Origin of the sequence: Ensifer sp. YR511, from assembly GCF_900103045.1 — a bacterium.
Taxonomy (GTDB): Bacteria; Pseudomonadota; Alphaproteobacteria; order Rhizobiales; family Rhizobiaceae; genus Ensifer; species Ensifer adhaerens.
Genome location: NZ_FNGR01000003.1, coordinates 75,950 through 101,349 on the forward strand (window position 1 = coordinate 75,950; position 25,400 = coordinate 101,349).

21 protein-coding genes are annotated in these 25,400 nt (G+C 63.8%); 6 read left to right on the forward strand and 15 right to left on the reverse strand.

Annotated features, from left to right (window positions below; genetic code table 11):
• Positions 1-39 precede the first annotated feature (39 nt).
• Entirely contained in the window at positions 40-273 is a 234-nt protein-coding gene (locus BLU15_RS07535; protein WP_034801006.1) for a DUF2093 domain-containing protein, read from the forward strand.
• 53 nt (positions 274-326) lie between these two features.
• On the opposite strand, the gene lpxK is transcribed toward BLU15_RS07535, so the two are convergent.
• From lpxK to BLU15_RS07565, 6 genes are all read right to left on the reverse strand, one after another.
• Positions 327-1,367 carry a tetraacyldisaccharide 4'-kinase gene (lpxK, locus tag BLU15_RS07540; RefSeq protein WP_090294872.1) on the reverse strand — a complete coding sequence of 347 codons (1,041 nt, stop codon included), beginning with the start codon at positions 1,365-1,367 and terminating at the stop codon, positions 327-329.
• Positions 1,368-1,581: 214 nt separating this feature from the next.
• Positions 1,582-2,286, reverse strand: coding sequence for an HAD family hydrolase (locus BLU15_RS07545; protein ID WP_090294873.1), 705 nt, complete (start codon positions 2,284-2,286; stop codon positions 1,582-1,584).
• Between the two features lie 24 nt (positions 2,287-2,310).
• A complete protein-coding gene (gene waaA, locus BLU15_RS07550) occupies positions 2,311-3,624 on the reverse strand; it encodes a lipid IV(A) 3-deoxy-D-manno-octulosonic acid transferase (RefSeq protein WP_090294875.1) in 1,314 nt (437 codons plus the stop codon).
• A gap of 91 nt (positions 3,625-3,715) precedes the next feature.
• A complete protein-coding gene (locus BLU15_RS07555; RefSeq protein WP_043620984.1) occupies positions 3,716-3,952 on the reverse strand; it encodes a DUF4170 domain-containing protein in 237 nt (78 codons plus the stop codon).
• A gap of 60 nt (positions 3,953-4,012) precedes the next feature.
• Complete coding sequence (locus BLU15_RS07560; RefSeq protein WP_034800994.1) at positions 4,013-4,828, reverse strand: 3'(2'),5'-bisphosphate nucleotidase CysQ; 816 nt, start codon at positions 4,826-4,828, stop codon at positions 4,013-4,015.
• 84 nt (positions 4,829-4,912) lie between these two features.
• Positions 4,913-6,259, reverse strand: a complete 1,347-nt coding sequence (locus BLU15_RS07565) for a TldD/PmbA family protein (protein WP_034800992.1) — start codon at positions 6,257-6,259, stop codon at positions 4,913-4,915.
• A 147-nt stretch (positions 6,260-6,406) separates the two neighbouring features.
• Between BLU15_RS07565 and BLU15_RS07570 the strand changes: the two genes are divergently transcribed.
• Positions 6,407-8,242, forward strand: a complete 1,836-nt coding sequence (locus tag BLU15_RS07570) for a monovalent cation:proton antiporter-2 (CPA2) family protein (RefSeq protein WP_090294877.1) — start codon at positions 6,407-6,409, stop codon at positions 8,240-8,242.
• A 70-nt stretch (positions 8,243-8,312) separates the two neighbouring features.
• Here the strand turns inward: BLU15_RS07570 and BLU15_RS07575 are convergent, their stop codons facing one another.
• From BLU15_RS07575 to BLU15_RS07585, 3 genes are all read right to left on the reverse strand, one after another.
• On the reverse strand, positions 8,313-9,194 hold the full coding sequence (locus tag BLU15_RS07575) for a patatin-like phospholipase family protein (RefSeq protein ID WP_090295114.1): 882 nt from the start codon (positions 9,192-9,194) through the stop codon (positions 8,313-8,315).
• A gap of 83 nt (positions 9,195-9,277) precedes the next feature.
• A complete protein-coding gene (rsmD, locus tag BLU15_RS07580; RefSeq protein ID WP_090294880.1) occupies positions 9,278-9,838 on the reverse strand; it encodes a 16S rRNA (guanine(966)-N(2))-methyltransferase RsmD in 561 nt (186 codons plus the stop codon).
• 6 nt (positions 9,839-9,844) lie between these two features.
• Positions 9,845-11,920 (reverse strand): pseudouridine synthase, encoded by a 2,076-nt coding sequence (locus tag BLU15_RS07585; RefSeq protein WP_090294882.1) that lies wholly within the window; start codon positions 11,918-11,920, stop codon positions 9,845-9,847.
• 73 nt (positions 11,921-11,993) lie between these two features.
• Between BLU15_RS07585 and BLU15_RS07590 the strand changes: the two genes are divergently transcribed.
• On the forward strand, positions 11,994-12,443 hold the full coding sequence (locus BLU15_RS07590; RefSeq protein WP_089044722.1) for a nucleoside deaminase: 450 nt from the start codon (positions 11,994-11,996) through the stop codon (positions 12,441-12,443).
• Between the two features lie 15 nt (positions 12,444-12,458).
• Here BLU15_RS07590 and BLU15_RS07595 read toward each other — a convergent pair whose 3' ends face one another.
• The 5 genes from BLU15_RS07595 to BLU15_RS07615 all read right to left on the reverse strand — a co-directional run bounded on the left by BLU15_RS07595 (position 12,459) and on the right by BLU15_RS07615 (position 18,804).
• Positions 12,459-12,938: a GNAT family N-acetyltransferase gene (locus tag BLU15_RS07595; protein ID WP_090294884.1), complete on the reverse strand. Its 480-nt coding sequence runs from the start codon at positions 12,936-12,938 to the stop codon at positions 12,459-12,461.
• A 115-nt stretch (positions 12,939-13,053) separates the two neighbouring features.
• Positions 13,054-13,674 carry a hypothetical protein gene (locus tag BLU15_RS07600; RefSeq protein WP_060516427.1) on the reverse strand — a complete coding sequence of 207 codons (621 nt, stop codon included), beginning with the start codon at positions 13,672-13,674 and terminating at the stop codon, positions 13,054-13,056.
• Between the two features lie 127 nt (positions 13,675-13,801).
• Complete coding sequence (gene ileS, locus BLU15_RS07605) at positions 13,802-16,711, reverse strand: isoleucine--tRNA ligase (protein ID WP_090295116.1); 2,910 nt, start codon at positions 16,709-16,711, stop codon at positions 13,802-13,804.
• 244 nt (positions 16,712-16,955) lie between these two features.
• Positions 16,956-17,942, reverse strand: coding sequence for a bifunctional riboflavin kinase/FAD synthetase (locus BLU15_RS07610; RefSeq protein WP_034800973.1), 987 nt, complete (start codon positions 17,940-17,942; stop codon positions 16,956-16,958).
• Between the two features lie 13 nt (positions 17,943-17,955).
• Positions 17,956-18,804, reverse strand: a complete 849-nt coding sequence (locus tag BLU15_RS07615) for a TIGR01459 family HAD-type hydrolase (protein ID WP_034800971.1) — start codon at positions 18,802-18,804, stop codon at positions 17,956-17,958.
• A 433-nt stretch (positions 18,805-19,237) separates the two neighbouring features.
• On the opposite strand from BLU15_RS07615, the gene groES reads away from it, so the two are divergent.
• The 3 genes from groES (at position 19,238) to BLU15_RS07630 (ending at position 22,317) form a co-directional block, all read left to right on the forward strand.
• Positions 19,238-19,534, forward strand: coding sequence for a co-chaperone GroES (gene groES, locus BLU15_RS07620; RefSeq protein ID WP_004675403.1), 297 nt, complete (start codon positions 19,238-19,240; stop codon positions 19,532-19,534).
• A gap of 62 nt (positions 19,535-19,596) precedes the next feature.
• A complete protein-coding gene (gene groL, locus BLU15_RS07625) occupies positions 19,597-21,237 on the forward strand; it encodes a chaperonin GroEL (RefSeq protein ID WP_034800965.1) in 1,641 nt (546 codons plus the stop codon).
• Positions 21,238-21,867: 630 nt separating this feature from the next.
• On the forward strand, positions 21,868-22,317 hold the full coding sequence (locus tag BLU15_RS07630) for a hypothetical protein (RefSeq protein ID WP_034800963.1): 450 nt from the start codon (positions 21,868-21,870) through the stop codon (positions 22,315-22,317).
• Positions 22,318-22,435: 118 nt separating this feature from the next.
• Here BLU15_RS07630 and BLU15_RS07635 read toward each other — a convergent pair whose 3' ends face one another.
• The gene (locus BLU15_RS07635; protein WP_090294885.1) at positions 22,436-25,234 is read right to left on the reverse strand and encodes a bifunctional diguanylate cyclase/phosphodiesterase; all 2,799 of its coding nucleotides are present in this window, start codon (positions 25,232-25,234) and stop codon (positions 22,436-22,438) included.
• Between the last annotated feature and the right edge of the window lie 166 nt (positions 25,235-25,400).

Genomic DNA, 25,400 nt, shown 5'->3' on the forward strand with positions numbered 1-25,400 from the left:
CCAGAGAACCAATAACGAAGACGGAAACAGGCGCCGAGCATGATGAACCGGTTTGAAGGAAGCGCTTCGCGCGAAGCGAAGATCCGTTATCTCGACGGCGACTTTCAGATCGTGCTCGCGGGTTCGCACGTGGTCTGCGCGATGACCGGCAAGATCATCCCCGTCGACGAACTGCGTTACTGGAGCGTCGCCCGGCAGGAGCCCTATGTCGACGCGGAAGCCTCGCTCGAGGCGGAAAAGCGCGCAGGCGCGCTGCCCAACCAGCGCCGCTAATCAAGCCCGGACACCAACAACGGCACTCCGGCGCCACGACCCGCTGGGCGCCGTTACTTAGCCGCGCCTTCGCGCAGCTTGCGGGCACGCGCCGCGGCAAGCGCCGTCTCGATGATCTTCTTCGGCGCCATCGGGTCGTCGAAGCGCACATCGATCTCGATCACCCTGCTCGCTGCGGCGAGTTCGGCGGCGCGGCCGTGGCCGGGCTCGAGGCGCACCAGATCCTTGGCGGTGGTAACGAGCTGGCAGCCGAGCGTTGCAGCCTGGTCGAGCAGATCGGCGATTTCGTCCTCGGAGAAATGGTGGTGGTCGGGAAAACTGCGGGTTTCCTCGATGACGGCGCCCGTCTCCCGAACGGTGCGGTAAAACTTCTCCGGATCGGCAATGCCCGCCCAGGCAAGCACCTTGACGCCATTTAGCGATCCGTCGTCGTGCCTTATGACGTCGGCTTCGTAGATCTGCTTGCCGGCGCGGGCGGCGCGACGGATCAGGGCGTCGGCCTCGGTGCCGTCACCGATCTTGAGCAGGGCCGTGGCGTGGCGGAGTTGGTTCGACAGTGGCGCCCGCACCGGGCCCGCCGGCACCAGATAGCCGTTGCCGATGCCGCGGCGGGAATCGATCACCAAAAGCGCGAAGTCGAAGGCCAGCCGCGCGCTCTGGAAACCGTCGTCCATGATGATGATGTCGACGCCTTCCTTCACCAGCCGACGAGCCCCATCGACGCGGCGGCGGCAGACGACGGTCAAGGCCTCCTTCGCCAGAAGCAACGGTTCGTCGCCGACGTCGCGGGCGCGATGATGTTCCAGATCGACGACGGTCGTCACGTCGAGCGAGCCGCCATAACCGCGGCTGAGGAATCCGGGCTTCAGCCCCTTTTCGCGGATGACGCGCGCAAGCGCGATGGAGGTCGGCGTCTTGCCGGCGCCGCCGACGGTGAAATTGCCGATGCAGATGACCGGGACCGGCACGGAGGCGCGCTGCGCGCGATCCATGCGCATGCCGGCAATCCGTCCGTAAACCCATGAGAACGGCCACAACGCGCGCGCACGCCAATCCGCCTTGGTCCACCAGAATGGCGGCGCTTCCGATACCATCTTTGTTCCGTGGCCTCCCGGCCGCTCAGGTCCTTCCGTTTCCGGGAGGGACGGTTTGTTCGCCGGTCGAAACCGGCGGATTGCGACAAAAAACGTCAGAACGGGAAAAAACGCAAGCTATGGAGACCGATACGGCCACGGCAGGGGCGCTGAACCGGGCCGATCACGATGCACAACTAAAGGCAATCGCGGCAAGCCGCTGCCGCAACTCGATCTAGAGGACAGCTTCGAGTTCGGTGATATCCGAGAGGCAATGGTCGGAAGCCGCCGCAAGCGACTGGCGCGAGCCGGTACCCGTCAGGACGGCGACCGTCATGCCGACGCCGGCGCTGCGGCCCATGTGCATGTCGTGATTGTTGTCACCGACGACGACCACCTGCCGCGGCTCAAGGCCGGTCGCAGCACAAAAGCCAAGCACCATGCCCGGCTCCGGCTTGACGCCGTAGCCGCTGTCATAGCCCGCCACATAGTGCAGGTAATCCTCGAAGCCGAAGCGCTTTGCCGTTTCGCGGATCGAACGCTCGTTGTCGCTCGAGGCGACACCGAGGCGGTAACCTTTGGCGTGCAGCCCGGCGAAGAAGGCGCCGAGATCGGTCACCGGCACCGCATATTCCGCCGAGCGCGCAAACAGGCCGTCAAGCAGGGTCGTCAGTTCGGCAATCGTGAAGGGCGCGCCCGCGCCGACGAAGCCGGTCGCGATCTCGACCGTGTTGCCGGCGGCAAGCAGGCTGTCGGGCAGCACGTGGCCGGTGTCGGCGTCCATGCCGCCGGCTGCAAGCAGCGTGCGCGCCAGAGCCTCATCACCCTTTGCCGCGATCCGCGCCAGTTCGTAGTTCACCGGTACCCAGCTCTTTGCGTAGTCGAGCAGGGTTCCATCCTTGTCGAACAGGATGCCGGCTATGGCTTTGGCTGCGGTCATGACGAGGCTTCGTCTCCTGCTGGATCAGTTGTCGGTCGGCGGGTTGAGACGCGCCTTGACGACGAGCGGATTGATATAGGGCTCAAGTCCCTTCATCGTCGCCGACAGGGCACCGCGCATCTCTTGCACGGTTTCGAGGCCGGCATCGATCATCGAGCGACGCATGTCGTCGTTGGCGAGCAGATAGTTAACGCCCTTGGCCAGCATCTCGACGTCGCGCACGATCTTGGCGCTGCCGTTCTTGGCCAGCGTCTGATAGGTCTCGCGAAAGTTCTGGACGTTGCCGCCGGAAAGAATGGCGCAGCCGAGCATCGCCGGCTCCAGCGGGTTCTGACCACCCTCGGCAAACAGCGACCGGCCGACGAAGGCGACCTCGGTCAGGCGAAGATAGAGGCCCATTTCGCCGATCGTGTCGCCGAGGAAGATATCGACGTCGGACGTCAGCGGATCGCGGCGCGTGCGCCGGGCGACCTTCAGCCCCTTGGCCGTCAGCGCCGCCTCGATGGCGTCGCTGCGATCGGGATGACGCGGAACGATGATCGTCAGAAGGCCGGTTCGCTCCTTGAGCGCACGGTGCACGACGCCGGCGGCCGCCTCCTCGCCGTCGAAGGTCGAGATCGCCGCCCAGGTCTTGCGGGCGCCGATCTGCTGGCGATACTCCTTCAGCGCCTGCGGATCGTGTGGCGGCGCGTCGGTGTCGACCTTGAGATTGCCCGACACCATGACCGGCAGCGCACCGAGCGTGCGGAAGCGCTCCGCATCGACATCGGACTGGGCAATGACGAGCGCGAGATTCTCGAACAGCGCATCGGCGAGCGCCGGTCGGCGCTTCCAGCGCGCGAAGGTCCGGTCGGACATGCGCCCATTGACCAGAACCTGCGGAATATGGCGACGGCCGAGTTCCAGGATCGTCATCGGCCAGATCTCGGATTCGGCGATGATCGCCAGATCCGGCTCCCAATAGTTGAGAAACCGGCTGACGGCCGGCTTGAAATCGAGCGGGACATACTGGTGGATCACCGTCGACCCCAGGCGCTCGGCCACGACACGCGCCGAGGTCATCGTCCCGGTCGTCAGCACGACGTGGATGCCGCGCCGCCTGATTTCCTTGATCATCGGGATGACGGCGTTGGTTTCGCCGACGCTTGCCGCGTGGAACCAGACGAGAGGGCCTTGCGGCCGCGGCTCGCTGGCATGGCCATAGCGCTCACGGCGGCGCGCCGGATCCTCCTTGCCCTTCGCCGCGCGAATGGCAAGGTAGGACCAGACGAGAGGATAGATGGCCGAGCCGATCCAGCGGTAGCTGGACAGCGCCAGGCGCGCGCGAAAGCTGCTCATGACAGGCCACCTTCCCCGGCCGTTCCGGCCCGGAGAGACTTAAGGGCGACTGGCATGCGGGTAAACACCGCGCATCCCGACCTCATCGGCATCAGCCGTTTTCCGGGTCGAGCAGACGGTGCATGTGGACGATGAAGTAACGCATGTGAGCGTTGTCGACGGTCATCTGCGCCTTGGATTTCCAAGCAGTCAGGGCGCTGTCGTAGTCCGGGTAGATGCCGACGATATCGAGCTTGTCCAGGTCGCGGAAATGTACGTCAGTCAGCGTGGTGAGTTCGCCGCCGAAGACGAGGTGCAGACGTTGTTTTTTCTCGGTGTCGTGAGCCATCGGACTTCCATTTATTCTTGTTGGGTGTGGGCGTTGATTTGAGGCATTCAGCCTCAAAGGTCAATGGGGCTCCATGGACCGCGATGCGGCGATCAGGCCCGGCAAGAGCGGCTTTGCCGCCGCGCAGAGAACCCCGTGAACGACAGTGGATCGATTGTAAGAGAGCGGCTGCGCATCGAGATCGGCCAGCGCGCCGCCGGCGCTCGCTAGAATGAGATCTGCTGCAGCCAGGTCCCAGTCGTGGGAGTTCTTCTTCACCAGCGTTCCGTCGATCCGCCCGTCGGCAACCATGGCCAACCGATAGGCAAGCGACGGCACATGCGGGATACGGGTAACGGCGCTGCGATAGGGCGCCGGAAGCTTGCCGATCGTGTCCTCGGCAGCCGCCAGATGCAGTGTTTCCCCGGGTTTTGCCTCGCGCACCGAGATTTGGGCACCGTTTTTCAGCGCACTGCCGCCTGCGACCGCCTCGAAGAGTTCATCGAGCGCCGGGGCATAGAGCACGCCGGCAACGGGCTGGCCGCGATGCACGACGGCGACGCTGACGCACCAGAGTTCCTTGCCGGCGATGAAAGCCCGCGTGCCGTCGATCGGATCGACGACGAAGACCGTTTCGCGCGACAGCCGGCTCAGATCGTCGTCCGTCTCCTCCGACAGCCAGCCGTAATCGGGCCGGGCCGCAAGCAAGCGCGTCTTCAGCACATCGTTTGCGGCAAGATCCGCCTCGCTTACCGGCGAGCGGCCTTCGTTCTTCCAGCGGACGTCGGGCGCCTTGCGGAAATAGCCGAGCGCGGTTTCGCCGGCGACAACCGCCGCGGCACGGATCACGTCGAGATCCGGCTTCCAGTCCGCGCCCGGTGGTGCTGTGTCAGACATTCAAAACCCCGTCAGCCCGCCTCTCCCTTGTCCGGAAGGCGGGATCGGCGCGGGCTTCCCGCGCCTGCTTTTCCAGCGGCCTTGTCAGAGGCCGGCGAGCGTCATGCCCTCGATGGCGAGCGTCGGCGCCGCGACGCCGAACTTGCGGTCGATGTCGTCTGCCGGCGTCAGCGCCATGAACATGTCTTTGAGATTGGACGCGATCGTGACTTCAGAGACGGCAAAGGTCAGCTCGCCGTTCTCGATCCAGAAGCCGGAGGCGCCGCGGCTGTATTCGCCGGTCACCATATTGACGCCCTGGCCGATCAGTTCGGTGACGTAGAAGCCGGTGCCAACCCCGCGGATGAGATCGTCCCGCGAGATCGATCCCGGCTCGAGCGCCAGATTGGTCGAGGACGGATTGACGGTCGGACCGCCGCGCACGCCGCGGCCGTTGGTCTGAAGCCCGAGTTCGAGCGCTGCCGATGTGGACAGGAACCAGTGGTTCAGCACACCATCTTCGACCATCGCCAGTTTCTCGCCGCTGACCCCTTCGCCGTCAAAGGGACGCGAAGAGGAGCCACGCACGATCAGCGGGTCGTCGGTCACGGAAAGACCCGACTTCAGGATCTGCTTGCCCATCATGTCGCGCAGGAAACTCGTCTTGCGGGCGACAGCCGCGCCATTGATTGCGCCGGCCAGATGGCCGACGAAGCCGCGGGCTATGCGTGGATCGAAGACGACGGTGACATTCTTGGCGGTCGGCACCTGGCGCGGATTGATGCGGGCGACCGCGCGCTCGCCGGCCAGGCGGCCGATTTCGTCGGCGTCGCGCAGGTCGGCAAAGAAGAGGCGGCTATCATAATCGTAGTCGCGCTCCATCTTGGTGCCCTCGCCGGCAATCGCGCTGACGGAGCGGCCAAAGCGGGTGGCCATGTAGGAGCCGGAAAAGCCATGCGAGGTGACAAGTACCAGCCCGCCCATGCCGGCCGATGCCCCAGCGCCGCTGGAATTGGTAACGCCCGAGACCGCGAGTGCCGCCTCTTCGGCGGCAAGCGCTGCCTCGGTCAGGGTTTCAGTGGAAACCGCCGTGGCGTCGAAAAGGTCGAGGTCCGGATAGGACTTCGCCAGCCGGTCGGCGTCCGCCAGCGCGGCGAAGGGATCCTCCGGCGAAGCCTTGGCCATGGCAACCGCGCGCTCCGCGAGCAGCTTCAGGTCAAAACCCGGATTGGCCGAAACGCTGGCGACACGCCGTCCGACAAAAACACGGAGCGAAAAGTCGTCGCTTTCGGAGGCTTCCGTCGCTTCAACCTTGCCGAGGCGGACGGAGACGGAGCGGGAGCGCCCGCGCACCACCACCGCGTCCGCCGCATCGGCGCCGGCCTTGCGGGCGAGGTCCACGAGTTCGGATGCGCGTTTTTCGAGGTCGGCAGAATCGATCGTGTCTGACATGGTGTGGCCTTTCATTCCTGCCCCATTTATTGTGCGGCGAAGCAGGCATCAAGGGCATCGACCCGATTCCCGCTCAAACACCGCAAATGAAGCGCTCTCGAAAGCTCCGCTTGGGGGCCGGGTTCAGCAACAGTGAAAGCCTGAGGCATGGCAACGACACCGATCATCTATTCCCAGGCCCTGATGCTGCTCGGTGGCGCAGTGATCGCCGCTCCCATCTTCAAGCGGCTCGGGCTCGGCACGATCCTCGGCTACCTTTCGGCCGGCGTGCTGATCGGACCTGTCGCCCAAAGCATCACCGAAGGCGAGCAGATCCTGCACGTCTCGGAACTCGGCGTCGTCTTCCTGCTCTTCATCATCGGGCTCGAACTCAAGCCTTCGCGCCTCTGGCAGATGCGGCGCGACATCTTCGGCCTCGGCACGGCGCAGGTGCTGATCTCCGGCATCCTGCTTTCCTACGCCATCTATGCGCTGGGGCTTCTCGGGCACGGCGGCAGCATCATCGCCGGCTTCGGCCTGTCGCTGTCCTCCACGGCTTTTGCCATGCAGATCCTCGACGAGAGCAACGACCGCAACACGCGCTACGGGCAGAGGGCCTTTTCGATCCTCCTGCTTCAGGATCTCGCCATCGTGCCGCTGCTGGCCCTCATCCCGCTGATGGCCCTGCAGGCGCCGGAGGACACCACGCCGCCGCTCGAAGACTTCGCCATCGCCACCACCGCGATCGTCGTGCTCTTTGCGGCGGGCCGCTACCTTGTGAACCCGCTGTTCCAGATCATCGCCCGCACCGGCGCCCGCGACGTGATGATAGCTGCGGCACTGCTCATCGTCATGGGAGCGGCGACCATGATGCAGCTCGCCGGCCTGTCCATGGCGATGGGCGCTTTCCTGGCCGGCGTTCTGCTGGCGGAATCGTCCTACCGGCACGAGCTCGAAGCGGATATCGAGCCTTTCCGCGGCATCCTGCAGGCGCTGTTTTTCATGGCCGTCGGCCTGTCGTTGGAGCTTGGCGTCATCGTCGAGCGCTACCAGCTGATCATCGTTGCGGTGCCGTTGCTGATGGCCCTGAAGAGCCTGGTTCTCTATTGGCTCTGCCGCTTCACCGGATCACATCACAATGATGCCGTGCGCATCAGCCTGCTTTTGCCGCAGGGCGGCGAGTTCGGCTTCGTGCTGTTCACGGCGGCGGCAAGCGCCGGCGTCTTCTCGGACGGCAACGCCTCGCTGCTGGTCGCGATCGTGACCCTGTCGATGGCGCTGACGCCCCTTGCCTCAATGCTCGCGCCGAAATTGATGCGCGAGCAGGACGAGATGGACGAAGAGATCGAAGAAGACTTCGACGGCGCCAATGCCGATGTGCTGATGATCGGCTTCTCCCGCTTCGGCCAGATCGCCGCCCAGATCCTGCTTGCCGGCGGTCGCGATGTGACGATCATCGATCATTCCGCCGCGCGCGTGCGCCAGGCCGCGACCTTCGGCTTCCGGATTTACTTCGGCGACGGCAACCGTCTCGACGTGCTGCGCGCCGCCGGCATCGAACGGGCCAAGATCGTCGCCGTCTGCACCCAGAAGAAGGAAACGACCGACCACATCATCGATCTCGTGCAATCCGAATATCCGAATGCACGCATCTACGCCCGCTCCTACGATCGTCTGCACACGCTGGAACTGCGCGCCAAGGGTGTCGACTACGAGCTGCGCGAGACCTTCGAGTCCGGCCTGCTCTTCGGCCGCAAGACGCTGGAGGCACTTGGGGTCGGCGACGACGAGGCGATCGCGATCATGGACGACATCCGCAAGCGCGACGAGGCGCGCCTCGTGCTGCAGGAGGCCGAGGGCATCACCGCCGGCCGCGACATGCTGCACTCGCGGCCTGTGCGTCCGGAGCCGCTGGTCAAGCCGAAGCGCGAGGTCGACCATTCGCAAGAGACCGGCGAACGGATCCTCCCGGGCCTTCCCGCGGACGAGCGCGAAAGCGCCTAACCGCTCACGCTGCGACGGCACGCGCCGTCATTGCCAAGGTTGTTCAGGCGCGAAGCTTCAACGCCAAGGTTCAGGTGAGCCTTGGCGCTGTCATCCGCTCTTCGAGTGCGCGCTTGAGTTCGTCCTTGATCGCAGCCGTTGCGTTCAGCACGTCCTGGGCGCGCAGGAAATCCATCACGCGGTAGCGGCCGACATCGGGACGCAACAGGATGTCCGGCGCCCCCTCCTTCAGCTTCATGGCGATGATCGACTGCATCATCAGCTGGCTCGCGCCGAACAGGCTGTCGATCCGGCTCGGGATCGCCTTGCCGTCGCCATCCGGCCCGCCGACGACATCGACCGCAATGACGATATCGGCAAGGCCGCGCAGGTGATCGAAGGGAATGGGATTATAGATGCCGCCGTCGATCATGACCCGCCCGTCGATCCGGACCGGCGTGAAGATCGCCGGCAGCGCCGCAGACGCAGCCAGGGCCTTGCGGAGGTCGCCCTTCTCGCAGATCTTCTCCGTCTGACCGTAATAGTCGGTGGCGACTACTTTCAGCGGGATTTCGAGGTCGGAGAATTTTTGCGGGATGGCCTCGGGCAGGAAGGCCTTGAGCACCCGCTCGACATTGAACTGGCCGAAGCGGAAGCCGCTCGCCATCGCTTCGGAAAGGCTCGACGGCCGCAATTGCCACAGGCGGTTGACCACTTCGCGCCGGTGGCCGACGGTGGAAAGCGTATGGGCCCGGATCTCTTCGCCGCGCAAACCCGCCGCCATGCCTGCGCCCATGATCGCGCCGATCGACGAGCCCGCGATCGCGACCGGCCGAATGCCGAGTTCATCCAGCGCCTCGATGACGTGGATATGCGCAAGACCGCGGGCGCCGCCACCGCCAAGCGCCAGCGCGACGGTGCGCCGCGCCGAGGCTTCCGCCGATCCATGCGTCATCGAAAGATCCTGCTTCATCGGCATGCCTCCGCGCTGGGCGGGTTGAGAAAATGGCGTTGTCCGGCTGAGCCTATCCCGTCAACTCAACCGAAATTACGGCATCAGGCTCCGCGAAACCGATAGAAATGCATGCGCGTGTCGCCGAACACCCTGACGTCGAGGTTTTCGAAGACGGCGACCGGCGCCGGCTGGACATCTGCCCGCTCTTCGAGGATCACCAGGGCGCCGGGCACCAGCCAGTTGCCGATGGCAGCCGACTCCAAGGCCTTTTCGCCCAGCCCCTTGGCGTAGGGCGGATCGGCGAAGACGAGATGAAACGGCTCCATCGTACCGACGCCGCCAAGGCTGGTGGCGTCGCGCCGGAAGACCTTGGCCCGGCCCTGCAGGCCGAGCGTCTCGACGTTGGTCTGGATCAGGCCCCTGCCCTCGACGCCCTGCTCGACAAAGAGCGCATGCCGGCACCCGCGCGACAGCGCCTCGAAGCCGACGGCGCCGGTGCCCGCGAAAAGGTCGAGCACACGCGTGCCGTCGAGCGCGTCCGGATAGGAATGGCTCAAAATGTTGAACAGGCTTTCGCGCGTCCGGTCCGTGGTCGGCCGGATATCGTTGGACTTGGGGTTCGCCAGGCTGCGACCCCGAAACTCTCCGCCGACGATCCGCACGACCGCTTAGTTTCCTCTGCCGCGCGGCTTGCCGCCGCCAGCCGGGCGCCCGCCGCCGGAGCGACCAGGACCGCCGGGGCGTCCACCGCCGGGCTTGCCGCCACCAGGCTTACCGCCGCGCGGACCGCCGGAGCGTTCACCGAAGGATTTTCCGCCCGAGGGCTTGCCGCCGAACGACTTGCCGCGAGGCTTGTCGCCAAACGGACGGTCGCCACCTTCGCGACGCGGCGGACGGTCACCGTCAGCGCGTGGAGCCCGCGGCTTGTCGAACCGGCGATCACCGCCGTCGCTGCGAGCCGGACGGTCACTGAACGAACGCTCACCGCCTTCGCGACGCTGCGGACGATCACCGTCGGCGCGTGGCGCCCTCGGCTTGTCGGAATAGCTGCGCGGTCCGCCTTCAGAACGGGGACGGTCGCCGCCGTCACGGCGCGCAGGACGGTCACCGTGATCGCGCGACCTGCGGTCACCCGCGTCGCCCGACTTGCGCCGGCCAAAGCCGCCATCGCGGCCCTCGTCCTTGCCGCGACGGGCAGGCTCGCTGGCGCTGATCCATTCACCCTCGTCGTCGCGACGCTTGACCGGCGCGGCAGACGCCGGACGATCGGCGCGGTCGAAGTCTCTGTGCGGGCCACCCTTGCGGTCCGGGTCGAACTTGCCGGTCGTCTTCGTCGCCAGACCATCCTTGTTGCGGCCGTAGCGCTTGGACTTCGGCGCGCTTTCCGGACGCTCGCGACGGGCGGACTTCTCGGTGGCATCGCCATCAACGGACTTCGGCTTCTTTTCGGCGAGCGGGCGGGCGCCCGGCGCCATCCAGACATTGGCCGTGCGGGCGCGCTGAGCCGGCGCGCGCTTCGGCCGATCCTCGAACTTGGCGTCGCGGTCTTCGCGCGGGCCACCCTTGCCGCGGGCACCATCCTTGCCACGACCACCACCGTCGCGGCGGTCGTCACGACGGGTGTCCAGACGAGAAAGGGCACGCTCGCGCTTGTCCTCCGGCTTTTCCCAGCGGTTGTTGCGCTCCGGCCTGCGCGTGTCGGCGGCGTCGTCTTCAGCCTCACCGGCAACGGTCGCCGCCTGATCATTGTAAAGCGGCGCGTCGAAGTTCGCCTTGGCGTCCTCAATCAGGCGCGGTCCCAATTGGTCGCGCAGCGTGCGTCCGCGAATTTCCTGGACGTGTCCCTCCGGCAGTTCGCCGAGCTGGAACGGGCCGTAGGAGATGCGGATCAGGCGGTTGACGTCGAGGCCGAGCGCGCCAAGCACGTTCTTGATTTCGCGGTTCTTGCCTTCGCGAAGCCCCATCGTGATCCAGACGTTCGAGCCCTGGACGCGGTCGAGCGTCGCTTCGATGGCGCCGTACAGCACGCCGTCGACGGCGATGCCGTCCTTCAGCTTGTCGAGCGCTTCCTGATCGATCTCGCCATGGGCGCGCACGCGGTAACGGCGCAGCCAGCCGGTCGACGGCAGTTCGAGCACGCGGGCAAGGCCGCCGTCATTGGTGAGGAGCAGCAGGCCCTCGGTGTTGATGTCGAGGCGGCCGATCGACAGAACCCGCGGCAGCTCGTCCGGCAGGTTCTCGAATACGGTCGGACGGCCCTCCGGGTCGGCATTGGTGGTCACCAGACCGGCCGGCTTGTGATAGAGCCAGAGGCGCGTGCGCTCGATACCGCGGATCGGCTGGCCATCGACCTCGATCGCATCGGCGAGCGTCGCGTTGACCACGGGCGTGTCGAGGATGACACCGTTGAGCCTGATGCGGCCTTCCATGATCATGCGCTCGACGTCGCGACGCGAGGCAACGCCGGCGCGCGCCAGGATCTTCGAGATACGCTTCGGCTCGTCGGCGGCCGCTGCAGCCGCTGCCGGGCGCTCCCGGGCCGGACGCGAAGCGCCGGCCTTGGGATCAGACGTCTTTGCGTCGAAGCTCCTGCCGGGGCCCTTGGCACCGAAAGACTTCGGGCCGGAAGCCTTGGCTCCTGCAGCCTTTTTCGGCGCAGCGCCCTTCTTGTCGGCGAAATGCGGTTTCTTGTCCCGGCCAGCGGACTTGCCGCCAGGCCGCGTGGGCTTGTCTTTGGATGTCATTTGTGTTGCCTGCCTTTTGCGGCTGTCCTATCAGGTCGCGGCCCGTGGGTTAAGAGAAATTATTGTTTGAGCGATGGCTGAGACGACACGCTTCATGGATGCGGCCCTTGAAGAGGCCCGCAAGGCTGCCGAACGCGGCGAAGTGCCGATCGGCGCCGTGGTGGTTTTCGACGGCCGTATCATCTCGCGCGCCGGCAATCGCACCCGCGAGCTCAACGACGTGACCGCCCATGCGGAGATCGTCGCCATCCGCGAGGCTGCCGCCGTCCTCGAGGACGAAAGGCTGACCGGCGCCGATCTCTACGTCACGCTCGAACCCTGCACCATGTGCGCGGCGGCGATTTCATTCGCGCGCATCCGTCGCCTCTATTACGGCGCCGACGACCCGAAGGGCGGCGCGGTCGACAGCGGTGTGCGCTTCTTCGGCTCGCCCACCTGCCACCATGCGCCCGATGTCTATTCGGGCCTCGCCGAGCGGGAAGCCGCCGATATCCTCAGGGATTTCTTTGCCGGCAAGCGGTGAGCCCCCTTAACGTCTTCAGTCGGCGGCGAAGCTTTCGAGCGCGACACCCGAAAGGCGGTAGCGCGTCCACTCGGACATCGCCTCTGCGCCGACCGATTCGTAGACGCGGATCGCCGGTTCGTTCCAGTCGAGCACACTCCATTCGAAGCGGCCGCAGCCCTCCTCGACGGCAATCTTTGCCAGATGCTTCAAGAGCATCTTGCCGGCGCCCGAGCCGCGGCAATCCGGCGTGACGTAAAGATCCTCGAGGTAAAGACCCTTGCGCGCCTGCCAGGTGGAATAGTTGTAGAACCACATGGCAAAACCAGCCGGCTTGCCATCCTTCTCGCAGATCACCGCGCGGGTGATCGCACCGGGACCGAAGAGCGAGGCCTGCAGCATCTCGACCGTCGCCTCGACGGCGTCGGGCTCCTTCTCGTAGATGGCAAGTTCGGTGATGAAGCGCAGAATGGTTTCGGCGTCTTCCGGGCGCGCGTCGCGAATGCTGATGGTCATGGCTCAGGCGCTTCTCAAGCAGTTCCAGCAGCCAAGCAAACGCGCTTTCGACCGGAACTGCATAGATCCAAGGGAGAGAGGCATTTCGCCGTTCAAGGGAACGGCGAAAACGGGTTTAGAAGGGCCAATACCACTTGGAGCCGGTATTCTTGATCTGCGCCTCCTTCTTGCGGCGGCGCTCCTTGTCCTTCTCCGGCTCGCCGAGATCGGTCTCGGTACCCTCGGGCAGGCGGCGGTAATCGAGCGGCGGATCGCTCAGGAAGCGGCGCTTGTCGGAATAGGCGCCCATCTCGATCTTGCGCCCTTCACGATAGGCCTCCTGCTGCTCCTTTGCAGAGAGCCGGCGACCGTTGGCGCTTGCCTTGGCAAGCGGCGAGACATAGTTCGGGTTGTTCTTGTTGGCGTCGGCCTCTTCACGCAGGCGGTTGCGCACCTCTTCCGGAGACTCGACCCATTCCGGGTTCCCCTCGCGGCTGGCGAGCGACTTCTGCGGCTCGACGAGCGAGGCCTGCTGGGCCGACGGCGGCAGGACGAGACCCGGACGCGGCTGGTACTTGACCGGATCCCGCTTCGGCGGGCCGAAGCTTGCGACGCTGCCGAGGTCGTCCATGAGCTGTTCGCCGGCGGTCTTGTCCGTGCCGTAGGTCGGGCCGCCGATGCAGCCCGTAAGCACCAGGCCGCTCGTCAAAATGGCGGCCACGCTGGCAAACACTCGCAACTCTCGCGTCATTTCCATGAGATTCCTTCCAGCCGGCCACCAGTCAGCGCGGCCACTCAAGCGCCCATGGCGGAGAAATCCGCCAAATTTCGGGCAGGTTTTACCGGATGAACGCAAGGAGTGCAATTCATCCGGTAACAATGCGTTAAGCCTTGAAACCAAGCTCGCGCAAGGCAGCGGCATCCCGGGCGGACACGTCCGGGTAGAGTGCGTCAGAACCGACATCGGTCGTGATCCGCCAGGAGCGAGCGCATTTCTGGCCTTCGGCAAGCTTCGGCACGACGCTGACCTTGGCCACGTCAGCCAGCCGGAACGCGTCGGCCGGACCTTCGGTGGTCTCGACAGTGATCCCCGAGGTGATGCAGATCTCGGCGAAGTCCTGGCCTTCCAGCGCCTTCAACAGCTCCGGATCGGCGACGTGGACGACCGGTGCGGCTTCCAGCGACGAGCCGATGCGCTTGTCCTTGCGTTCGATCTCGAGCGCGCCGGTGACGACGGTGCGGACCGCACGGATCTTCTCCCACTTGGCTTCGAGCGCATCGTTCTTCCATTCCGCCGGGATCGCCGGGAACTGTTCGAGGTGCACCGAGACCGCATCGGGCTTGCGCGACAGCCAGGCCTCTTCGGTCGTAAACGGCAGCATCGGCGCCAGCCACAGCACGAGGCAATCGAAGAGCTTGCGGATAACGGCGAGTGCCGCACGGCGGCGCAGGCTCGACGGCGCGTCGCAGTAGAGCGCATCCTTGCGAACGTCGAAATAGAAGGCCGAGAGCTCGACGTTCGAGAAATCGATCAGCGAACGGGCGATCTTCTTGAAGTCGAAGGCGTCGTAGCCTTCGCGCACGACCTGGTCGAGTTCGGCCAGGCGATGCAGCATCAGCTTTTCGAGTTCCGGCATCTCGGCATAGGCAATTTCCTCGCCGTTGTCGTGGGCGAGCGTGCCGAGCATCCAGCGGATCGTGTTGCGCAGCTTGCGATAGGCGTCGATGTTTGTCTGGATGATCGTCTTGCCGAGGCGCTGATCTTCCCAATAATCCGTCGTCATCACCCACAGGCGCAGGATGTCGGCGCCGGCATCCTTCATCACCTCTTGCGGGGTGACGGTGTTGCCCTTCGACTTCGACATCTTCTCGCCCTTCTCATCCATGGTGAAACCATGGGTGACAACGGCGTTGTAGGGTGCGCGGCCGCGCGTGGCGCAGGCCTCGAGCAGCGAGGAATGGAACCAGCCGCGATGCTGGTCCGAACCTTCGAGATAGACGTCGGCCGGCCACTTCAGGTCCGGACGGTCTTCGAGCGTGAAGGTATGGGTCGAACCGCTGTCGAACCACACGTCGAGGATGTCCATGACCTGATGCCACTTGGCATGATCGTGGTCGTTGCCGAGGAAGCGATCCTTGGCGCCTTCGGTGAACCAGGCATCGGCACCTTCCTGTTCGAAAGCGTCGAGGATGCGAGCGTTGACGGCCTCGTCGATCAGGATCTCGCCCTGATCGTCGGCAAAGATCGCGATCGGAACGCCCCAGGCACGCTGGCGCGAGAGCACCCAGTCCGGACGGCCTTCGATCATCGCACGCAGGCGGTTCTGGCCGGCGCCCGGAACGAAGCGGGTGTCGTCGATGGCAGACAGCGCGCGCGATCGCAGGGTCGTGCCATCACCGAAGGCCTTGTCCATGTAGACGAACCATTGCGGCGTGTTGCGGAAGATCACCGGCTTCTTCGAGCGCCAGGAATGCGGATAGGAATGCTTGAGGCGACCGCGAGCGAAGAGCGCGTGACGGGCGATCAGCGCCTTGATGACGCGATCGTTGGCGTCGCCCTTCTTGCCCTTGTCGTCGATGACGCGGCCGGCGCCACCTTCGGCGTCCGGGCCGAAACCATGGGCGTCAGCGGTGAAGTATCCGGCGTCGTCGACCGTGAACGGGATCGCCGAGGAGATGCCGCGGGCTTCGAGCGCGCGGGCATTGTCCATCCAGGCATCAAAGTCCTCGCGGCCGTGGCTCGGGGCCGTGTGCACGAAGCCGGTGCCGGCATCGTCGGTCACGTGGTCGCCGTCGAGCAGCGGCACCTTGAAGGCGTAGCCGCCGCCCAGACCGTGCAGCGGATGGGCGCAGGTCACGGACGACAGTTCATCGGCCTCGAGGTCGCGAACGAAGTTGAAGGTGAGCTTCGCCTTGGCGGCAGACTCATCGGCCAGGCGCTTGGCAAAGATCAGCTTCTCGCCCGGCTGGGGGCCGAAATCGTTCTCGGCGGTCGCCACTTCGTAGAGGCCATAGGCATAACGCGACGAGTAGGCGATGGCGCGGTTGCCGGGGATGGTCCAGGGCGTGGTCGTCCAGATCACGACGAAGGTGCCGGCAAGGCTGTCGGGACCTTCGGTGACCGGGAACTTCACCCAGATCATGTCGCTTTCGACATCGGCGTATTCGACTTCGGCTTCGGCAAGTGCCGTGCGCTCGACGACCGACCACATGACAGGCTTCGAGCCCCGATAGAGCTGGCCGAGCTTGGCGATCTTCATCAGCTCACCGGCGATGCGCGCTTCGGCGTGGAAGTTCATCGTCGTGTAGGGATTGTCGAAGTCGCCCTCGATGCCGAGACGTTTGAACTCCTCGGCCTGGACCTGGATCCAGCCGGCGGCGAAATCGCGGCATTCCCGACGGAATTCGTTGACCGGAACCTCGTCCTTGTTCTGGCCCTTCTCGCGGTACTTCTCCTCGATCTTCCACTCGATCGGCAGACCGTGGCAGTCCCAGCCGGGCACGTAGTTGGCGTCGAAACCGCGCATCTGGAACGAGCGGTTGATGACGTCCTTGAGGATCTTGTTCAGCGCGTGGCCGATGTGGATGTTGCCGTTGGCATAGGGCGGGCCGTCGTGCAGCACGAACTTGTCGCGGCCGGCAGCCGATGCGCGCAGCTTCTTGTAGAGGCCCATCTTCTGCCAGCGGGCCACCGTTTCCGGCTCCTTCTGCGGCAGGCCCGCGCGCATCGGAAATTCCGTCTGCGGCAGGTAGAGGGTCGAGGAGTAGTCGATCTTTTCAGCGGTGTCGGTCATGGTTTTTGCAATCGCTTCTTCGCGCGAACGGCCGCGCATACGAAATAGGCTCGGTATCGAGAGATGACTGGGGCGTCGGAAACGCCGAAATCCCGGACCTTCCGGCTGATCACAGCACGCGGAAGGCCGGGCCAATAATTCGCTGATCGATGATCAATCGACGGTGCCGGGTCATGGTGGCCGGTTGTTTAAGGCGTTTTCGGCCTTTTGAAAAGGTCCGCCGCCGCGCGAAGACCGAAATCTTTTATCGGGCGAAGTTGAGCTTGCGGTCGATGTCACCGAGTGGCGTGACGCCGGAAAGCAGCGCGCGGGCCTCGGCCTCGTCCTGCCGGATCTGCGCCACCAGCGGATCGAGGCCATCGAATTTCAATTCGTCGCGCAGGTGACCGAAGAAAGTCACGGCGCAGACTTCGCCATAGAGATCGCCGGAGAAGTCGAAGACGAAGGTCTCGAGCAGCGGTTCGCCGTCGCTGTCGACCGTCGGCCGGCGCCCGAAACTGGCGACCCCGTCGTAAAGCGAGCCGTCGGGACGACGGAAGCGCACGGCGTAGATGCCGGGTCGGAGTTCCACCTCGGGTGCAAGCCGCATGTTGGCGGTGGGGAAACCGAGTTCGCGACCGAGCTTCTTGCCGCCGATCACCTCGGCTTCGACGAGATAACGGTAGCCGAGCATGCCCGCGGCCTGGGCGACATCGCCTTCGCCGAGCAGCGCGCGGACATAGCTCGACGAGATGACGGATGCATTTTCATCACGGAAGGCATCGACCAGCGTCACACCAAACCCGTTGTCGCCGCCTGCCGCCATCAGAAAGGCAGGCCCGCCTTCGCGGCCCTTGCCGAAATGAAAGTCGAAACCGGTCACCACATGCGAGGCATGCAGCCATTCAAGCAGGATGCGGTGGATGAAATCCGAGGCGGAAAGCTGAGAGAAGGTACGGTCGAAGGGATATTCGATGACGGCGCCGAAGCCCATGCCTTCGAGGATGCGGGCCTTCAGCGGCGCCGGCGTCAGCCGGAAGACTGGAGTGTCCGGGCGAAAAACGGTTCGCGGATGCGGCTCGAAGGTGAGCACGAGCGCCGGCACGCCGCGCGACTTGGCCTCCTCCAGCGCCCGGTTAAGGACCGACTGGTGGCCGCGGTGAACGCCATCGAAATTGCCGATGGCGACGACACCGCCGCGCAAGTGCTCCGGAAGCGGATCACGGGTCTCGTTGCGATGAAAAACCGTCATCTCCGTCTTCCCGTCAGGCGAGCCGTGGCATCCAGTATTTCGGCGAGGCGCCCTCCTTCTTGAGGAAGGCGGCAAGCTTCGCCTCGTCGGTCCGGCTTTCGTTCATGTATTCCTGGGCGTGGATACCGGCGCTGATATAGAGCAGATCCAGGCCCGCGTCCTGCGCGCCCTTGACGTCAGTCGGCATGCCGTCGCCGACGGCGATGACACGGGTCAGGTCAATCGCTCCGCGTGCGGCCTTCGCCTCGCCCAGGGCGGCGCGATAGATCGCGATATAGGGTTTGCCGGCGATGCGCGCCTCGCCACCCAGCTCTTCGTAAAGCTTGGCAATCGCACCGGCGCAGGGGATCAGCCGGTGACCACGCTCGACGACGAGGTCCGGGTTGGCGCAGATGAACGGGATCTTGCGCTTGGCAAGGCCCGTCAGGGTCGCGCGGTAATGCTCGGGCGTTTCGGTCTCGTCGTCATAGAAGCCGGCGCAGACGACCGTCTCGGCATCTTCCGAGGAAACGATCTGCGTCCCCAGCCCCTCGAGCAGGGGCAGGTCGCGCTCGGCGCCGATGAAGAAGATCTTCTTGTCGGCGGCAGCGATCAGCGCCCGGGTCACGTCGCCCGAAGTGACGATCCGGTCATAGGCTTCGTCGGGCACGCCGAGACTGCGGATCTGCACCTTCACCATCGGGCTCGGGCGCGGCGAATTGGTGATGAGCACGACGGTCAGTCCGGCGGCGCGCGCCTCGGCCAATGCTTCACAGGCGGAGGCGAAAGCCTGCACGCCGTTGTGAAGCACGCCCCAGACGTCACATAAAACGACATCGTAGCGCTTGGCGATTTCGCGAAAACTGTTGATCCTTGCGGCCATCCTGGCTTCCTGCAAACACGGTTTCCGGCTTGCATGGCAAGGAAGGCAGGAGATTACAAGTCTCGTCTCCCGAAAAAGGCGCACCCTCCCAAGGATTCCGGCGGTCTCGAGAACCAGGAAAAATGCACTGCAGGTGCGGCCCGCCGCGCAGAAGCACATTGTCGTGGTTATCAACCGTCAAAATCCCGCCCATGCCACTCATCGACGCGATCGCCCACATTTCGCCAAGAATGGGGCTAGGCTGCCTGTGCCCGCGCCTGCCGCGCCCGTCCAGGGCACCTGCCGTCAGCAAAAAATCTAGGCGCCGATCCTTGACTCACCCCATACCCAAGCTTATCTCGGCATCGCTAGCACTCGATAAATGAGAGTGCTAACACCCATCCATCGGGTCGATCAGCGATCCGTAATGTCATTTGATCGAGGGATTAGACTAATGGCAAGCACCAACTTCCGCCCGCTGCACGACCGCGTCGTCGTTCGCCGCGTTGAGTCTGAAGAGAAGACCAAGGGCGGCATCATCATTCCGGACACCGCCAAGGAAAAGCCGCAGGAAGGCGAAATCGTCGCCGTCGGTTCGGGCGCCCGTGACGAAAGCGGCAAGGTCGTTGCCCTCGACGTCAAGGCTGGCGACCGCGTTCTGTTCGGCAAGTGGTCGGGCACCGAAGTCAAGATCAACGGCGAAGACCTTCTGATCATGAAGGAAGCCGACATCATGGGCATCATCGGCTGATCAGCCGGCGTCCACCCCTTTTTATGACAACCAATGGGCAATGAGCCCGGGAGTTTTCTCTAATGGCTGCAAAAGAAATCAAGTTCGGCCGCACCGCGCGCGAAAAGATGCTGCGTGGCGTCGACATCCTCGCTGACGCCGTAAAGGTCACGCTCGGCCCGAAGGGTCGTAACGTCATCATCGACAAGTCCTTCGGCGCTCCGCGCATCACCAAGGACGGCGTATCGGTCGCCAAGGAAATCGAACTCGAAGACAAGTTCGAAAACATGGGCGCCCAGATGGTCCGCGAAGTTGCTTCGAAGACCAACGACATCGCCGGCGACGGCACCACGACTGCAACCGTTCTTGCCCAGGCGATCGTTCGCGAAGGCGCAAAGGCTGTTGCTGCCGGCATGAACCCGATGGACCTGAAGCGTGGTATCGACCTCGCTGTCACCGAAGTCGTCAAGGATCTCCAGGCCAAGGCCAAGAAGATCAACACTTCGGAAGAAGTTGCACAGGTCGGCACGATCTCGGCCAACGGCGAGCGTCAGATCGGCCTCGACATCGCTGAAGCGATGCAGAAGGTCGGCAACGAAGGCGTCATCACGGTTGAAGAAGCCAAGACCGCCGAAACGGAACTCGAAGTCGTCGAAGGCATGCAGTTCGACCGCGGCTACCTGTCGCCCTACTTCGTCACCAACCCGGAAAAGATGGTCGCTGACCTCGACGACGTCTTCGTTCTCCTTCACGAGAAGAAGCTCTCGAACCTCCAGGCCATGCTCCCGGTTCTCGAAGCTGTCGTTCAGACCGGCAAGCCGCTCCTCATCATCGCTGAAGACGTCGAAGGCGAAGCTCTTGCAACGCTCGTCGTCAACAAGCTGCGTGGCGGCCTGAAGATCGCTGCCGTCAAGGCTCCGGGCTTCGGCGATCGCCGCAAGGCCATGCTCGAAGACATCGCCATCCTGACGGGCGGCACCGTGATCTCCGAAGACCTCGGCATCAAGCTCGAAAACGTGACGCTCGACATGCTCGGCCGTGCGAAGAAGGTTTCGATCTCCAAGGAAAACACGACGATCGTCGACGGCGCCGGCCAGAAGGCCGACATCGAAGGCCGCGTTGCCCAGATCAAGGCCCAGATCGAAGACACCACCTCCGACTACGACCGCGAAAAGCTGCAGGAACGTCTTGCCAAGCTCGCTGGCGGCGTTGCCGTGATCCGCGTTGGCGGCTCGACGGAAGTCGAAGTGAAGGAAAAGAAGGACCGCATCGACGACGCTCTCAACGCGACGCGCGCTGCTGTTCAGGAAGGCATCGTACCGGGCGGCGGCGTTGCCCTGCTGCGTTCTTCCGTCAAGATCACCGTCAAGGGTGCAAACGACGACCAGGAAGCCGGCATCAACATCGTTCGTCGCGCTCTGCAGGCTCCGGCCCGCCAGATCGCTGAGAACGCTGGTGACGAAGCCTCCATCGTTGTCGGCAAGATCCTCGACAAGGACCAGGACAACTTCGGCTACAACGCCCAGACCGGCGAATACGGCGACATGATCTCGATGGGCATCATCGACCCGGTCAAGGTCGTTCGCACCGCCCTTCAGGACGCTGCTTCGGTTGCCGGCCTCCTCGTCACGACGGAAGCCATGATCGCCGAACTGCCGAAGAAGGACGCCCCGGCTGGCATGCCTGGCGGCATGGGCGGCATGGGCGGCATGGACATGATGTGATAATGGCGACAGCCTTATCGCAGCATCGTCCATAAAGCTTCGCCCATGCACTTAAAGTGGTTCAGCGCGTCAAGCGCGCTGAACGGGCGGCATGGACATGATGTGATAATGGCGAAAGCCTTATTGCAAGGATCCATCCGGATCGGAAAGGCGGCCTTCGGGTCGCCTTTCTTGTTTTTTATCAATGCCACTCATCGCCGGAGAGCATCTGCCGAACAGTCGGCAGGAAAAAACCCATCGGTTGTAGTCAGGCTTCAAAAAACCGTTGAAGTCGAAAAAAAACGAACTATAACAGCGCCCCAAGTGAGCGAAGATTGAGGGGAGACTGGGCGGCACACTTAAGGCAGACAGGCAATCGCCGGGGCTTTTTCGTATTCGCTGCCCATCCGGTAATTCTTCGAGACTATACCTAAAGAATAAAAGCATTTAATCGCAAATTAAGCCGACACTCTCCTTCGAAATAAGTTCGCCGGCGAGATCCACTACTATCTATAGACCTTTCTACTTGAGAAAACACCCACATCACGTGGCGTGCGCTCTCGTATTGGTCATGTCGGACGCAGTTTGCACATTGGGACGCGTTTCCCTGGAGCGCCAAAGGCAGCTCCGGGAACTCTGCTGGGGTAGACCGTGTTTAAGATCACCAGAGCAAATTCCGCTCCCCTCGGCTCTTCGGGACATCTGCATCCGGGCCTACCGCATCATGAATTCATGGAGCAGTTTTGCGTCTCGGAGGGGTGGTCCGGCGACCTGTCGACGGGCCTGTTCCGGCTCGGCGAGAAGGCGGCCGCGATCCATGGCCTGCGTGACGGCGAGTGCGGCCTTCTGAACTTCGTTCGCTGCTACGATCCGGCCGATCGCAATCACGTGCTCGAACTGTTCGAACAGGCGGCAACGAGCTGCTCGTCTTTCTGCTTTTCGACGACGATCGCGCTGGAGGAGTCCGGCCAGAAGCAGCCGCTGTTCTGCATCGGAGAATCCTCCGGCCTCGAACAGCGCTATTCCGGCATGATCACCGGCATCTTTTTCTTTCCACGCTTTCTCGTGGAAGTCGCGGGTCGCGCACTGCTGCGCCAGTAAGCCCGCCCCTGCCCGCGCACGGGCCCGAGTGTAGAGAACCCTCGATCACATATGGCCGCCGCAATCGCCCCATGGGCGATTGCGGTGAAGGTGTGCGGCAGAGACGCGGACGTACGGCTCAGGCTGCCGCCGCGTCGTCCTTGTCCGTGAAGAGCACCGTGATCGGCGCCGGGCGACCAAGCAGATAGCCCTGCGCCTCGTCGCAGCCCTCGGCTTGCAGGATATCGAGCTGCTTCTGCGTTTCGACGCCTTCGGCAAGGACAGGCACGGACAGGCTCTGGCCGAGCGCAAGAATGGCGCGCACGATCGCCTTGGCCTGCGGACTGCCTTCCACTTCCCACATGAAGCTCCGGTCGAGCTTGATCTTGTCGAAGGGGAAGGAGCGCAGCGTCTCGAGCGACGAATAGCCGGTCCCGAAGTCGTCGATCGCGATGGTGACGCCCAGTTCCTTGATCTGGCGCAGCGTCAGCAGCGCCCGCTCCTTGTCGTCGATGATCGTCGATTCCGTGATTTCGAGCTCCAGCCGGTTCGGGTCGAGACCCGTGTCGGCAAGCACGTCCTGAACCAGGCTGACGATGTCGCCGTTGGCAAGCTGGACCGGCGAAAGGTTGACGGCAATCTTATGACTGCTCTCCCAGCCCGCCGCCTCGCGGCAGGCCTCGCGCAGCACCCATTCGCCGATCGGCAGGATCGCGCCGCATTCCTCGGCAAGCGGGATGAATTCGCTCGGAGGCACCATGCCGCGTTCCGGATGGCTCCAGCGCAGGAGCACCTCGTAGCCGATGACGGCGCCGCTCATCACAGACTTCTGCACCTGGTAGTGCAAGGCAAGCTGCTTCTTCTCGACCGCGTCCCAGAGATCGTTGGCAAGCGCGCGCCGCTGGCGGGCAGCTTCATCCATCGACACCTCGTAGAAGCAGACGGTCTGGTTGAGGGCGGCCTTCGCCCGGTACATCGCAAGGTCGGCATTGTTGATCAGCGTGTCGGCCGTCTCGGCATCCTGCGGATAGATCGCGACACCCATGCTGCCGCCGGACTTGAGCTCGAAATCGCCAAAGCGCATTTCCTCATGCAGGCTCTTTTCGATCCGGCGCAGGAAGTCGTTAAGCTCGGAGAGTTCCTCGAAGCGCTTGACCGCCGCGAACTCGTCGCCGCCGAAGCGTGCCACGAACTCGCCTTCCTGCAGGAGGCCCTTCATGCGCTGGGCGATCGTCACCAGCACGAAGTCTCCGGCGGCGTGGCCGTGCAGATCGTTGACTTCCTTGAACTTGTTGAGGTCGATGCCGATGACGGCGACCTTGCGGTTGAACCAGGCGGCCGCGTCCAGCTCCTCTTCGAGATAGCTGCTGAACTGCAGCCGGTTCGGCAGCCCCGTGAGACTGTCGTGGCGGGCAAGGAAGGTAATCTGCTCCTCGGTGTCGAGCCGCTCGGTGATGTCCTCATAGGTGCTCACCCAGCCGCCATCGGGCAGCGTGCGATGCTTGGTCAGGATCGAGCGGCCGTTGACGAGCTTTTCGACGATATCGCCGCCGCCATTGCCGACCATTTCGATCCGGTGCTTCTGGTAGAGCTCCTCGGCCTTGGTCCGGGCCATCTCGGGATCTGTGTAGATGCGGGCAAAGACGATGTCGAGGATTTCGCGGAAGGTCAGCCCCTTGCCGGCGAGTGTCTCGGAGAAGCCGAAGATCTCTCGGCAGCGACGGTTGGAGAGCAACAGCCGGTCGCTGCTGTCGAACAGGCAGATGCCCTGCGACATGTTTTCGAGCGCGACATCGAGATTGTTGCTGACTTCGGCGATACGGTCGGCGTCAAGCTTCGCCTTGGTGATGTCCTTGACGATCTTGATGAAGCCGGCGTGCTTGCCGTCGTCGTCCATGAAGGGGTCGAGCACCACGTGAGCCCAGAACCGGGATCCGTCCTTGCGATAGCGCCAGCCTTCGTTCTCGTACTTACCATCGGCCAGTGCGACCTCGAGCGCCCGCTGCGGTACGCCGTCGCGCTGATCCTCCTGCGAGTAGAAGCAGGCGAAATTCTTGCCGACGATTTCCTCGCCCTTATAGCCCTTGTTGGCCTCGGCGCCGGCGTTCCAGCTGGCGACGCGGCCGTCGGTGTCGAGCATATAGATCGCGTAGTCCTTCACGCTGCGCACGAAGCGGGCGAATTCCCGTTCGGCAGCAGCGGCGGAAAGCTCGGCATGATGGGCGAAGCCGGCGGCGATCAGCACCATCGACAGCAGGAAGAAGGCGGTGCCGGCGATGACGAAGGCAAGCAGATGCGGCTGGATCATGCCCGCATGGGTCGGCGTCAGCAGATCGGCCTCGATCGTGACCGCACCCATGGCGGTGAAATGCAACGCGACGATCCCGAGCGTCATCAGCAGGGTGGCAAGGATCTTCGCCTTCAGCGGCTTGCCGACACTGGCGATCGTGCGCAGAGCGGCGATGTCAAACAGCGAGCCGACGACCACGGAGGCGACGACCAGTGCCGCATTCCAGCGGATGCTGCCCGGCACGTCGAGCGCCGCCATGCCAAGAAAATGCATGCAGGCGACGCCGCCGCCGAGAACGAAGCCGCCAGCAATCCAGCCGAGGCGGTCCTGAACATGGGTCGCGATCAATAGGGCCGTCGTGGTGAGGATGATGGCAACGGCCAGCGACAGGCCGGTGAGATCCATCTGGTAACCGAGGACGACGCCGGGATCATAAGCGAGCATGGCGATGAAGTGGGTCGCCCAGATGCCGAAGCCGCTGGCGATGCCGGCGGCCGTCGCCCAGATCGCTTTTGCCTTGCCCGAGGAGCCGCGGGCGCGCTGCAGCAGCGTTACTGCTCCGTAACTCGCGAGAAAGCACACAAGTGCGGCCAAAACGACCAGTCTGGGATTATGCTCTACCACCAGGCATGTAAGAACCTTGAACATCGCCAATCGCCTAAATCAAATTCTGTCGGGAAACGAGACCTCTCGCCTCCACTTAAGCTGCCTGTGTTGGCGTCAGGTGATTTAAGGAAGTGATAAATCGAGGCTCTGCCGGGCAATTGCCCAGCAAGACAATAGTTTCGTCGTTAACGAATTTTGAAACCACGCC